The organism is Actinophytocola glycyrrhizae (assembly GCF_042653545.1).
Taxonomy (GTDB): Bacteria; Actinomycetota; Actinomycetes; order Mycobacteriales; family Pseudonocardiaceae; genus Actinophytocola; species Actinophytocola glycyrrhizae.
In genome coordinates this window covers 121,206-134,178 of sequence record NZ_JBHSIS010000022.1, presented here as the reverse complement: position 1 = coordinate 134,178, position 12,973 = coordinate 121,206, and the positions used below count along the sequence as shown (strand labels likewise).

Genomic DNA, 12,973 nt, shown 5'->3' with positions numbered 1-12,973 from the left:
AGCGTGGTGACCGCCGATGACGTCCGCGCGATCGCGACGGGCCTGCCGAGGACCGTCGAGCGACTCGTGCGGGACCGGGTGAAGTTCAACGTCGGCCGGATCGTGTATGTCGCGCTGTCACGGGACGAGCTGACCATGGGCTGCGGATTTCCCACGGAGGAACGGGAGGCCGCGATCGCCGCCGAACCGGGCAAGTTCTCGATGCCCGGCGTCGGCGACCAGCGCTACCGCTGGATCCACGTCGACCTCGCCGCCATCGACCGCGAGGAGCTGCGGGAGCTGGTCACCGACGCCTGGCGCATGTGCGTACCCAAGAAGGTGGCACGGGAGTACGACTCGGGACGCTAGACGTGGGGTGGCTCCTCTGATGGGCTCCGGCAGGTCTGCGTTGGCCTTGTGGTGGGTTTGTCCTCGCCGGACGGGCAGGTCTCGGGGGTCGCGGAGGGGTGGGTTGGCTGCGGTTTGGGCGGGTCTGCCTGCCATCCCGTCGACCTCCCTACGGGATGGCAGGGAGGCCCTTTGGGATGGGCTGACGCCACCGTCGGGGTTGCGCAGGCAGAGCCCCGCTGCGCGGGGCCGGGCGCGGAGCGCCCTGGCTTTGGTGCCGTGAAAGGCGCGTTCACGGCAGCCGCGATGCCGTCAATGGACCATTCACGGCGCTCAGCGCCGTCAATGTGCCATTCAGGGCACCGGTTATGCCGTGAACGCGCCTTTCACGGCATGGCCCATGCTGCGGTGCGCGGTCGATCGGCTAGGCGCGCATGACGGTCGCGATCGGGATTCGTGCCGCACGGGCCGCGGGTACGAGACCACCGAGCACGCCCGCGATCAGTCCGGCCGCCACCCCGGCGACACCCGCCTCCCACGGGAACGTCACGTTCTGCAGCATCGGTTGCCGGTCACCGAACAGCCTGCCCGCCGCAGCGAGCCCCGCGATGCCGGCGCCGATCGCGGCCAGTGCCGTCAGCAGACCTGTCAGCAGCGTCTCGGCAAGCACGATGCCGGCCAGCAGCAGCCGTGGTGTGCCGACGGCTCTGCGCAGCGCGAACTCCTCGATCCGCTCCCCGACCGTCGCCAGCCCCACGTTGAGGATGCCTGCGGACCCGATCAGCAGCACCAGGATCGACACGCCGAGGAACACCCAGCGCATCATCTGGATCTCGCCGGGCATCATGTCCTCGGCGCTGATCCGGTTGACGTACAACGAGTTCCCGTCGCCGAGCGCCTCGATCTTCTTGCGCAGCGTCTCGATGAAGTCGGTCGCCGTCGGGGCCGCCAGCAGCTCCGGAGAGCCGAACATCGGGTTGGCGAGCGCATCGACCGGCATCCAGTTCAGCAGCTCGTCGGAGCGCACGTAGGCCTGCGGCTGGCTGTTGCCGTCGTCGACGACGCCGACGAACCTGGGTGTCGAGTTGGCGGTCGCGCCCTGGAACCGCATCTCCGCAGGCACCTGGTACATCGCGAAACCCTTGGCGGCGGCCTCGTTCAGCACCAGCCGGGGCGCCATCGACGGCGCGCCACCGAAGTCGAGCCACTGCCCGGACCGGAGCCGCAGCGGCCGGAACTGCCGCACGTCCCCGGTCAGCGCGACGACCCGCAGCTCGATCGCCTGCCCGGACGGCTTGCCCGCGTTGGGGTCGACGCAGTTGCCGTCGGGGTCGCAGTTCATGACGGGACCCCAGCCGCCGCCGCTGCCGTCGAGCGGCGCGCCGCCCTCGTTGACCGGCCGCACGTTCGGTTCGCCGATGATGGCGTTGGTCCCGAGCAGGGCCACCGCGTCGGCGCGCCCGGCGACGGTCTCCATCACGACCGAGCCGGTGTTCTCCGCCGACTGCACGTAGATCTGCTGTGTGCCGTCCACCCCCATGGACAGTTCTGTCGACGCGACCAGCGCCCGGTACGCGATCACCTGGCCCGCCTGCGCGGCGACGACACCGAGCACGCCGAGGAACAGGCTGATCATCGACAGGAACGTGCGCAGCTTGCGGGCCCGGATCCCCTGCCCGCCGATGATGAGCGCGGCCCGGAACCGGCCGGACAGCCGCATCATGCCCGCACCCCGGCCGGCGCGAGGACACCCTGGTCGAGGTGCAGCATCCGCTGCATCTTCGCGGCGTGGTCGTGGTCGTGGGTGACGAGGATCAGCCCGCAGCCGCGGTCGGTGGCGCTGCGCAGCGCCTCGACCACGAGGTTCCCCGTCTCGGTGTCGAGCGCGCCGGTCGGCTCGTCGGCGAGCAGGATCTTCGGTTCCCGCACCAGCGCGCGGGCGATCGCGACCCGCTGCTGCTCACCGCCGGAGAGCCGGGGCGGCTTGTGCTTCGCGAGGTGCCCGATGCCCATCAGCTCCAACGCGGCCAGCGCCTTGGCCTTCCGCTTGCGGCGCGGCAGCCAGCCCTGCCCGTTGACCAGCGCCATCGCGACGTTCTGCACCGCGGTCAGGTGCTTGAGCAGGAAGAACCGCTGGAACACGAACCCGAACTCGGAACTGCGCAGCGCGGCGGCCTTCCGCTCGGGAACACGGGTGATGTCCTTCTCCCCCAACAGGTACTGCCCGCCGTCGGGCCGGTCGAAAAGCCCGATCAGCGACAGCAGCGTGCTCTTGCCCGACCCGGACCGCCCGAGCACCGCGATGCTCTCTCCACTGTGGAGGGTCAGGTCGACACCGGCGAGGATCGTGCGCGGCTCGTCCTGCCCCTTCAACGTCTTCGTCAGCCCGGTGACCCGGATCAGCGGCTCGCTCACCTGCCACCCGGGATCCCGCTCGCGCCCTCCCCGTCCGGCGCGGGTGGCAGGTTCGGCCCCGGCACGGACAGCTTCTCCTCACCCGTGAGCCCGGACCTGACCTCCACGACCTTGCCGTCGGTCAACCCGAGCACGACGTCGACGATCCGCTTGGTGCCGTCGTCCTCGACGACCTCGACCTGCCCCTTGCCCTGCCCGCCCGCGACCGCCTCGACGGGCACGACGAGCGCGTTGGCCGCGGTCTGCGTGACGATCTTCAACGTCGCGGCGGCACCGTTGATCAGCTTGGTGGCGGGCGGGGCCGTGCACACGAGCCGCAGCCCGGACGCGTCGGACCCGGGCGGCAGCTCCTGTTCCTCCACCGGCGCCTTCTCGACCGGCGGCGGCGCGGCGGCGCTGCCCGGCGACTGCTCACCCGCGGGCGGCTCTGGCTCGACGGGTGGCGGCGGCGCGGGCACGGTCCCGGCTGGCAGCGCGGCGATGGTGCCGAGCACCGCGCAGGGGAAGGGCCCCGGCCCGTTCTTGATCTGCGCCTGCACCCCGGTCAGCCCGTCGGCGATCTGGTAGGCCTTGTCACTGCTGATCTCCGCGACGATCCCGTACCCGGCGAGCTTCGCCGACGCGACCGGCATGCCCGCGGTGACGGAGGCGCGGTCGTCGACGAGCCTGCCCGCGAACGTCGACCCGGCGGGCACCTCGACCCGGTGCGGCTCGCCGTCCACCCACACCGAACCGACCCGCGTGGGCTTCTTCGGCGTGGCCTTCGGCGCATCGAGATCGAGGTAGCGCATCTGCCCGGCCACCGGCGCGACGACCCCGAACACCGGGTTCATCGTCACGGTGCCACCGAGGCTCACCGCGTTCGTGAGGTCCTGCCTGGTTGGCGTGACCGTCGTCATGACCGTCCCGCGCTCGGCGAGCCCCGGCGGCGGCTCCGCCGCCTCCGTGGTGCTGCAGGCGGCCGACACCGCCAGCACGGACAGCAGTAACCCGACATGGACAGACTTCAACCCGGGCCCCCAAACTGATCAACGGCTTCACCACCAGGACGCCTCGAAACCGTGTGAGGTTGCCCGGCGGTGGCCGCACGCTACCGCATGAACACGGCGTGAACGCGGACCAGTTTTGGTGACAGCAGCCCGCGACTCAGCACTGTCCGGTCGCGGGACCCCGCACTGTGCTGGGAATGCGCAGGTCGTCCGGTGCGGTGCCGTTGCCCGTGCAGCTCAGCGGACCGGACACGGTCACCCCGGCGAAGACGGGGGCACCGTTGCCGGTCAGGGTCACCGGACCGGCGACCTCGCCGCCAAGCACCTGCACCTCCCCCGTCGTGCCGGTGATCGTGAGCGGGCCGCCCACCGTGACACCGAACAGCACCACGGCGCTCGCGCGGGTGGCGCTCACCGGGCCGTTGACCGTCGCGTCCTTCGCGACCAGCGCGCCGCCCGTCACCGTCACCGGCCCGTTCACCGTCGCGCCGGTCAGGCACGTCACCCCGGCGCGCACGGTCAGCGGGCCGTTGTGCCGTCCCGTGATCGTCCGCGTGCACGCCGGTGGTTCCGGCAGCAGCGTCACGTCGAACGCCGACGAGGCGCCGGTGTTGCCGCTGGGGTCGATGGCCCGGTACTCGATGGTGTGCGTGCCGTAGCTGGTCGGTACCTCGTCCCACGGGGAAAGCCGGGGCACGCCGAGCTTGCCGTACACCAGGTCGTCGATCTCCGTGCCCTGCGGGGTGAACAGGAACGGCGCGTCCGGGTCGGTCGGCCACCCGAAGTAGTTGAACCACCCGTCGCCGTCGGTGCGGAACTCTCGCACGACGTAGCCCGGGGTGTCGTCGACGCCGTCGAGGTCCATCGTGAACGGTCCGTTGTAGACGTACGAGGAACCGCCGGACAGCAACGGTTCCGACAGCGCGTAGGACGCCTCCGGTGCGGTCGCGTCGACCGTCCACGTGCGGGTGTCGGCGCCAACGGTCGCGGTGAGCGTGTGCGTGCCGGACAGCGCGAGCGACGCCAGGTCGACCGCACGGTCGTTGGCGCCGGTGTCGAGTACCGCGCCGTCCAGCCGCCACGTCACGCCGAGCACCCCGGACGTGGGGTGCGCGGGCTCGGCGTACACGACATCGGTGCCGCCGACCGGGTGCGTGGTCGGCGTCGAGTCCGTGATCGCGGCGGGCACCGGCACGTCCGGTGTGGTCAGCGCGGTGTCGACCGTCCACGTGCGACGCTGCGTCAGCGCGGTGGAGGCGCGGATGGCCGGGTCCCGCACGAACTCCGTCGGGTCGGTCACCGTCGCGGTCACCGAGTGCACGCCAGGCGACAGCGAGAGCGCCGACAGGTCGAGGTTCCGGCTGCCCTCGGCCACCTCGGCACCGTCCACGGTCCACGTCACGTCGAGCTGGTGGCTGACCGGGTACATCGTCTCGACCCACAGCACGCGGTCCGCGCCCACCGGAGCGGCCGCCGGGACCCCGTCGGCGAGGATGTTCGTCTTCGCCGAGATCCGGTGCGTCATCTGCTCGCGGCTGATCTGGTCGAAGTAGTAGCCGAGGGTCTTCATCATCGAGTGCGCGGCGGGCCGCCACACCCCCGTGCCCGAGTAGAGCCCGCCCTCGTACCGGCCGATCGGGCCGCCGGACTCGCTCTCCTCGCCGAGCCAGCGCCACCACTTCCGCTGCTGCGCCAGCATGTCCCGCTCGGTCAGCAGCGAGTGGTGCGACGACGACGGTTCCCCGCCGGTGTAGGGTTCGCCGCGCTCACCGCGCCCGTAGTAGTCGTACTCGTCCTGCAGCCCGCCGAGCGAGTGGCCCAGCTCGTGCGGGGTGATCAGCGCGGACATGGCGTTGCCGCCGGACGCGGTGGCGTTCGCGCCGCCCGCGCCGCCGTAGGTGTCGCTGTTGCCCAGCGCCAGCAGCTGCCGGTTCGCCCGCGACGTGCCAGCCACCAGATCGGCGTACCGGTTGGCTGCCGTGCCGTTCACCGTCAGCAGCCGCTGCACGCTGTTCGGGTTGCAGCCACCCCAGAACCCCATGCCGAGCGGGGTGTCCACGGTCCCGGAGCCCAGCCCCGGGTCACAGTCCACACCGGACTCGGCGGAGCTGATCTCCACCGCGTACACGTTGACGTAGCTGCGGTAGGACTTGAACGGCTCGATGGTCCACAGCACGTTCAGGTGCTTGTCGAGGTGCTCACGGAACTCCGGCAGCTCCGCCGCCGTGTACCCGTCCCCCATCACGACGAGGTTGAACCGCTTCGCCGGGTCACCGGTCACCTGTACGGGGACCACGGTCGCGTCACCCGGCGCGGCGGCGGCGGGCGGCGCGGCCACCACCGCGGCCGCCACCACGATCGCGGCCAGCGCCGCCCGCGCCCTCATCGTCCGACCACCGTGCAGTGCGCCGTCGCCTTCTTCGCCGGGTCGCTCTCGGAGCTCGCCGTGAGCGTCACCTTCGTGACGACCGGGCCGCTGCCGTTCTTCCTGGCGTGCACCGGCACCTGGACGTACTCGCCGAACCGTGCCGTCGCCAGCTCGTTCGGCACCGACACCGCCCAGCCACGGCCGGCGACCGACGCCGACACCCGGTACACGTCACCGCCGGTGTACTCCGACACGTCGTCGGGGTGCTGCCCGGACGGCGCCGCGTCGCGACCGGTGTTGAACAACGGGAACTTGCAGGTGGCGAGCCCCGCACGGTCCGGGAGACCGAACGTGGGCAGCACCTTCACACCGCGCCGCTGCGGGCCCGCGCCGTCGAGCGAGCGGATCGCGACCGTGTAGGACAGCAGGCCCTGCTTGTCGCGCTTGACGTCCAGCACGTAGAAGTGCAGCCGGTTGGCCTCGTCGACGTACTCGTACTCGCTGCCGGAGTTCGTGCCCGCGTGGAACAACGCGTCGGACAGCTGCCGGTAGTCACCGATCGTGATGGGCACCTCGGTGCCGTCCGGCAGGACGTAGTCGGTCATGCCGATGTCCTGCGGGTTGGCGTCGACGACCCACTCGAACGGCGCGCGGTCCTCGTTCTTCGTCTTGGCGAGCAGCACGCCCGCGTCCGGCGTGAACGAGTCGGCGCCCATCCGGTCCACGACCTCGATCGTGTAGTTCTGGTAGCCGCGGCCGTCGCAGAACGGGTCGGTCGCGGTGTCACACGGCGGCGCGAGGTCACCGCCCTCCATCTCGACGTTGACACCGGACAGCCCGTGCGGTCCAGGTTGGACGGTCCGCGCGGTGACCTTCGCGATCACCATGCCGGAGTCGCCGAGCGCCGCGCGGGACAGGCGCAGCACGTTCTGCTCGTCGACCATGCCCAGCTTGATCTTGTTGCGCAGCATGTGCTGTGCGCCCATCGAGCCGCCGCCGGTCGGCGGGATCATCCACCGGCTGTGCGGGCCGCCGGGGCCGTTGAACGAGCCACGCGACAGCATCTCCCAGATGCCGGTGTACGCACGGCGCGGCGGGTTGCCGTACGGGTTGTTGTAGTTGTCGCCGATGCCGAGGATGTGGCTCAGCTCGTGGGCGTACACGCCCTGACCGGAGCTCTCCGCCTGCGTCGAGGAGCCACCGCCCGCGTTGGGCCAGATGGTCGAACCGGACGCCCAGGAGGTCCAGTCCACGTACCGGGTCGGCGAGGCGTTGGGCAGCGCGTCGTCCGGCGAGCCGAACTCGTCGGTCACGTCGTCGGGGGTGGCGAACTTCATCATGCCGAACTCCTGCCAGGTCGAGGACTCGTCCTGACCGGCGGAGAGGAAGAAGACGAAGTCGTAGCCCGCGGGCACCTCGGCGCCGACGTCGGCGACCCACGCGGCCCGCCCGTCGGTGCGGATGTTGCGGTTGCAGGAGTCCCCGGCCGGGCAGGCCACGCCACGCTGGAACTCCATGGCGTACTCGTGGTCCTTGCCGGGCATGGTGTACGGGCCGAACCCGGTGAGGTCCACGCCGTAGCGGCCACCGGAGTCCTCCATCCAGTACTCGTGGATGGTGTGACCGCGGTTGAGTTCGTTCGGCTTGTTGAGGAAGTCCTCGTAGAACTGCGCGACCTGGTCGTCCGGGACGTCGTGCGCCTCGCTGCTCGGGTTCGCGAAGACCGTCGAACCCTGCGGCTGCGTCACGACGAACGGCTGGTTGGGGTAGTCGAGGAGGACCAGCGCGCCCTTGAAGGTGCGCACGGACCCCGCGACCGACGGGTCGGCCCAGTTCGTGCCCGGGACGGGCGTGTAGTCATTCTCCCAGGTCATGTGGTCGGGGTTGACCCAGTCCTGCGGGTCGACGGGCGCCGGGAAGCCGGCGTGGGCGGCGGCGACCCGCGCGCCCGAGTTCTGGGTCTGCTGCCACGGCTGCTGTTGCGGCCAGTGGTCGAACTGCCAGGGGTGGGCCGGCGGGGGCGGCGGCGCGGCGAGCGCGGGCGCGGCGGTCATTCCGGCGGTCATTGCGGCGGCGGAGAACAGGGCGGTCACCACGAGGGCAGGGCGACGATTCACAGACCGGGACGCTAGCCGCGCACTTGACCCACATCATCGATCCGATGTAGGGAACGTCCAGCGCACGATCCGACAGACGTCGAAAACGGGAGGTCACATGCACCTTCAACCCGCGGTCGACGATCTTGCGCTGCGCATCGGCCGCCCCGTGCTCCTGGAGGACCACGCGCAGAGCGTCCTGGCCTACAGCACCCAGAACGGCCCGATGGATGACGTCCGCCGCGACTCGATCCTCCGCCGCCACACCGCGGGCACGGTGCGGCAGCACTTCCGCGCCGCGGGCGTCTTCGAGTCCCGCGGCCCGCTGCGCGTCCCCGGGTCGGGGCCGGTGCTCCCCCGCGTGTGCGTCCCGGTCCGGCACAGGGACCGGCTGCTGGGGTTCCTGTGGCTGATCGACGAACCCCCGCTGCCGGACGCGGCGGTGAACGAGGCGTCGGCGGCGTCGGCCGGCCTGGCACTGACCCTCCTGCACGACGCGCTGGCGGCGGGCCTGAGCGCACAACGCGAACTGGCGGCGGTGGCGGGCGTACTGCTCGGCGAGGACCCGACGGGCGCGCGGGTACTGGTCGACGAGGGCGGTTTCCCCTCGGCGCCGGTGACCGTCCTGGTGGTACGCGGGCCCATGCCGAGGGCGGACCTGGAGCACGGCCTCCTGGCCGCCAGGCTGAAATTCCCGTCCCGCCACCTGATGCGGGTCGACCACGGGGTGCTGCTGTGCGCGGGCCGGGTACCGGTCGCGGAGGTGCCTGCCCTGTTCCCCGGGCCCGCGGTGGTGGGGGTCGGCGAACCACGCCCGTCCCTGTCCCAGGCGGCCGCGTCGTACACGGAGGCGCTGCACGCGTCGCTGGTGGCGGAACGGGTGCCCGCGCTGGCCCCGGTGGCGACGTGGTCGGCCCTGGGCGTGTACCGGATGCTGGCGGCCGTCCCGGCGGACGCGATCCACCCGGGGCTGGTGGTGCTGCTGGCAGCACCGGAACACGCGCCGCTGCTGACGACGCTGGAGACGTACCTGGACTCGGCGGGCAGCGCGGTGGAGACGTCGCGCACACTACGTCTCCACCGCACGTCGCTCTACTACCGCCTGCAGCGGGTGGAAGCCCTGACCGGCACCGACCTCAAGAACGGCGGCGACCGGCTCATGCTCCACCTGAGCCTGAAACTGGCCCGCCTGCACGGCCGTTTCTAGGCGGTCATCACGATGAAGTCGCCGTGGGTGCCGTAGCCGAGGACGGGTTCCGCGTACTGCGTGCCGTCGAAGGTCACCATCCAGTACCGGTTGCGGTACTGGAACACCATGGGGTGCGGGATGTTCGTCCCGTACGGGGCGTCGAGTGTCCCCTGTGGACGCATCGACAGGTCGTACTTGCGGTACACGCGCGCGTCGCCGTCACTGGTGAGCACGTACCACTTTCCCCGTATGCGCTGGATGATCGTGCCCTCGGTCTGGTCGAGGGTCGTGTCGGCGCCGACCCGCGCGAGGCTCTCCAGCGTCCGGCCGCTCGCCAGCGCCGGGTGGAACACGAACGCGGGCGACTGGGCCGGGCTCTCCACGAACGCCACGTGCCACCGCCCGCCGATCTTGGTCATCGCGGGGTCCCACGAGCTGACGGTCGTCGGCAGCGGCATCGGTTTCGTCGGCAGCACGTGCACACCGGACAGCACGTTGGCGCGCGTCCGCACGTACCGCACGTGCACACCGGCGAAGTCGAAGTCACCCCACGACGACATCGCGAGCACGAACTCGTCGCCGTCCAGCACGATCTGCCCGGCGTGGTCGCCGAGCACGACCCCGTCGCGTGCGAAGAACAGCTGCGCCACCTGGGTGAGCCGCGCCGGGTCCGCGAGGTCGAGCGTCCACACACCCCAGTGCGCCTGCTGGAAGAACCCCAGGCCGCCGTTGGTGAGCGTCAGGTACAGCTTGCCGTCCCGGATGACCGGGCGGCCGTCGGCGTACTGCACGACGTGCGGGTCCCGCACGCCCGCCTGCCCGAAGTACCCCGCCCGCACCCGCCCGACGGCGCCCTCGTACCCGTAGCTCAGGCGGCGCAGCACCCGAGGATCCCGCAGGTCGACCAGCGCACGGACACCGTCCCGGTTGGTTAGCAACGGCTGCCACCCCGTACCGGTGTCGGCGAGCACGGTGCCCGCGTTCTCGTTGACCACCACGGCGAACCCGAACTCGCCGGTCAAGGCGGCCGCCGCCGAAGCCACCACCGTGGTCACGCCGCCGACGGTCACCTCGATGGTCGCGGTGCCCTCGGCGTACCGGCCCAGCACGGAGGTGCCCGCCCCGGTCAATCCCGCCTCGACCGCCCCGGCCGCCCGCGTGACCACCGCGCAGAACGGTGCCACCGGACGGACACCCGTGCTCGCCCCGCCGGGTCGTGCCGGTGCGTCGTACTGCTCGAACCCGGGTGCGATCAGGTCGAACGGCCGGTACTGGTGGCGGATCCGGAACTCCAGCCCGGAGGCGGCCGCCACCCCGGGTAACGCCACCCCGGCCAAACCGGCGACCGCCATGCCACGCAACACAGTTCGCCTGTCGAAAGACATCGTCGTCCTTTCTTGTTGCTCGCTACCCACTTAACGCGGTTTCCGGCAGACAATCAACGGGGGGTTGGTTGGCTGTTTGGTGGTCTTTGTCCTCGCCGGACGGGCAGGTCTCGGGGGTGGCGGAGGGGTGGGTCGGCGGCGGTTGGGTGCGGGTCTGCCTGCCATCCCGTCGGGGTTGCGCCGGTGCGGGCCCCGCTTCGCGGGGCGGGCGCGGAGCGCCCTGGCTTGGAATGCCCTGAAAGGCGCGTTCAGGGCGCTGGCCGCCCTGAACGGCCCATTGACGGCACTGGATTGCCGTCAATGCTCACCGGGCGTTGGGTGCCGCGTTCCTCCGGGTTGGGGGGATCATCGGTAGACCCGCACGTAGTCGATCAGCATGTTCTGTGGGAACTGGGTGCTCGCGTTCGGTGGGCCGGGCCAGTCGCCGCCGACCGCGTTGTTCAGGATCAGGAAGAACGGGTGGTCGTACACCCACGGGCCCCGGGTGGTCTCCAGTGTGTCCTTGTCGACGGTGAAGAAGTTGTTGCCGTCCACGAAGAACCGCATCCGCGTCGGGCCCCATTCGACGGCGAACACGTGGTATGCCGCGTTGGCCGCCTGTCCCAGGTCCAGTGGCGCGCCGTGGCCGCCCGCGCCGAAGTAGGCCGGGGCGTGGAGCGTCGAGTACACGTTGTTCGGTTCCTTGCCGACGTGCTCCAGGATGTCGATCTCACCGCACGCCGGCCACTGCCTGCCCTGGAAGAAGTTGCTGCCCAGCATCCAGAACGCCGGCCACAGGCCCTGTCCGCTCGACACCCGGACCCTGGCCTCCACGCGGCCGTAGGTGAAGTCGAGCTTCCCGGCCGTGTTGAGCCTGCCGGAGGTGTACTGGCACGTGGTGCTGCCACCCGACAGCGGGTCCGGCGGGCACGACGAACCCGGTGTCACCTCGCGCCTTGCCTGGATCACCAGGTTGCCCGCGCCGTCCATGCGCGCGTTGTCGTTGTTCGTGTAGTACTGCAGCTCGTTGTTGACGCCGGGGCCGGTCTCCGGGGTCCACTTGGCAGGGTCGGGCGTGGCACCGTTGGCGCCGTTGAACTCGTCGCTCCACGCGAGGCGCGTGAAGTCCGGTGCGGGCGGGGCAGGCGGCGGGGGCGTCGGGTCGCCGCCCGTGCCGTACACCTGGAACTCCCACAGCGAGTAGCCGTAGCCGTTCGACCGCGCGGTGCCGTACATGCGGACGTACCGGCCCGTGCCGTCGACGGTCAGCGTCTCCTTGAAGCCGCGGCCCGCGTTCGTCTGGTGGATCGTGGTCCACGTGGCGTTGTCGTTCGACACCTGGATCCGGTAGGCGGTCGCGTACGCCGGATCCCATTGCAGGACGACCTTTGTCACCGTCGCGGGGGCGCCGAGGTCGATCGTGATCCAGCCGGGGTCGACCCAGCCGTTCACCGGGCTGGTCGCCCAGCGGGTGGCCGGGTCGAGGTCGGTCGCGCGGGCGGGCGCACAACCCTGGCACGCGCCGTCGTCCTGGAACGTCGACGCCGTCGCGGGCCTGTTGTACGACAGCAGGCCGTCGTCGGCCGGGCCGCCGCCCTCCGGGGTGCCGAACACCTGGAACTCCCACAGCGAGTAGCCCCACTGGGTGGCGCGCGCGGTGAGGTCGAGCCGGACGTACCGGCCGGTTCCGCTGACCGGAAGTGCCTGCACACCACCGGTTCCGGTGGCTGTCGTGTACACAGTGGACCAGTCGGCGGCGTCGGCCGAGATGTGGATGGCGAAGCCGCGGGCGTGGGCGGCCTCCCAGTTCAGGCGGACCTCGTCGACGGCGTACGTCGCGCCGAGGTCGACCTGGAGCCACTGCGGATCACCGAACTGGCTCGACCAGCGGGTGCCGGTGTCGCCGTCGACGGCGGCGGTCGCCGGGAACGCGGCCGCGTTCTCCGTCGACGACGCCGTGACCGGCTTGCCCTGCGAGATGAGCTCGCCCGCCGCGGCGGCGGGTGACGGGAGGTGGAGCAGGGTGACCGCGAGCGCCGCGACCACACCCGACGTAAGGAACCGGCGAGATCTCATGCGTGCTCCTTTGCACGCCACGGAGGCCGCGTCCGGTCGCGAACCATCGGCGTGGACAGGAAGGGGACTTGGGAGGCGTGAGAGCGCTCTCTCCGAAACAGAGCGTGGCGATTCGGACGGATCCTGTCAAGACCGGGGGCCGTTCGGAC

General features: G+C 71.1%; 9 protein-coding genes. 2 read left to right on the top strand and 7 right to left on the bottom strand.

Annotated elements, in window-relative coordinates:
- Positions 1-3 precede the first annotated feature (3 nt).
- Positions 4-348: an MmcQ/YjbR family DNA-binding protein gene (locus ACFPCV_RS31625; RefSeq protein WP_378060270.1), complete on the top strand. Its 345-nt coding sequence runs from the start codon at positions 4-6 to the stop codon at positions 346-348.
- Positions 349-751: 403 nt separating this feature from the next.
- Here the strand turns inward: ACFPCV_RS31625 and ACFPCV_RS31620 are convergent, their stop codons facing one another.
- From ACFPCV_RS31620 to ACFPCV_RS31600, 5 genes are all read right to left on the bottom strand, one after another.
- Positions 752-2,050 carry an ABC transporter permease gene (locus ACFPCV_RS31620; RefSeq protein ID WP_378060268.1) on the bottom strand — a complete coding sequence of 433 codons (1,299 nt, stop codon included), beginning with the start codon at positions 2,048-2,050 and terminating at the stop codon, positions 752-754.
- Entirely contained in the window at positions 2,047-2,742 is a 696-nt protein-coding gene (locus tag ACFPCV_RS31615) for an ABC transporter ATP-binding protein (protein ID WP_378060266.1), read from the bottom strand. The genes ACFPCV_RS31620 and ACFPCV_RS31615 overlap by 4 nt, the downstream gene beginning before the upstream one ends.
- Positions 2,739-3,752, bottom strand: a complete 1,014-nt coding sequence (locus tag ACFPCV_RS31610) for an efflux RND transporter periplasmic adaptor subunit (RefSeq protein WP_378060264.1) — start codon at positions 3,750-3,752, stop codon at positions 2,739-2,741. Before ACFPCV_RS31610 ends, ACFPCV_RS31615 begins: the two co-directional genes overlap by 4 nt.
- A 136-nt stretch (positions 3,753-3,888) precedes the next feature.
- Complete coding sequence (locus ACFPCV_RS31605; protein ID WP_378060262.1) at positions 3,889-6,117, bottom strand: M64 family metallopeptidase; 2,229 nt, start codon at positions 6,115-6,117, stop codon at positions 3,889-3,891.
- Positions 6,114-8,165 (bottom strand): M6 family metalloprotease domain-containing protein, encoded by a 2,052-nt coding sequence (locus tag ACFPCV_RS31600; RefSeq protein WP_378061157.1) that lies wholly within the window; start codon positions 8,163-8,165, stop codon positions 6,114-6,116. Before ACFPCV_RS31600 ends, ACFPCV_RS31605 begins: the two co-directional genes overlap by 4 nt.
- Before the next feature lie 148 nt (positions 8,166-8,313).
- Here ACFPCV_RS31600 and ACFPCV_RS31595 point away from each other — a divergent pair, with 148 nt between their 5' ends.
- On the top strand, positions 8,314-9,402 hold the full coding sequence (locus ACFPCV_RS31595; protein WP_378060260.1) for a PucR family transcriptional regulator: 1,089 nt from the start codon (positions 8,314-8,316) through the stop codon (positions 9,400-9,402).
- Here the strand turns inward: ACFPCV_RS31595 and ACFPCV_RS31590 are convergent.
- Entirely contained in the window at positions 9,399-10,769 is a 1,371-nt protein-coding gene (locus tag ACFPCV_RS31590; protein ID WP_378060258.1) for a hypothetical protein, read from the bottom strand. The genes ACFPCV_RS31595 and ACFPCV_RS31590 overlap by 4 nt on opposite strands.
- 345 nt (positions 10,770-11,114) lie before the next feature.
- Positions 11,115-12,824: a discoidin domain-containing protein gene (locus tag ACFPCV_RS31585; protein WP_378060256.1), complete on the bottom strand. Its 1,710-nt coding sequence runs from the start codon at positions 12,822-12,824 to the stop codon at positions 11,115-11,117.
- Positions 12,825-12,973: the final 149 nt, after the last annotated feature.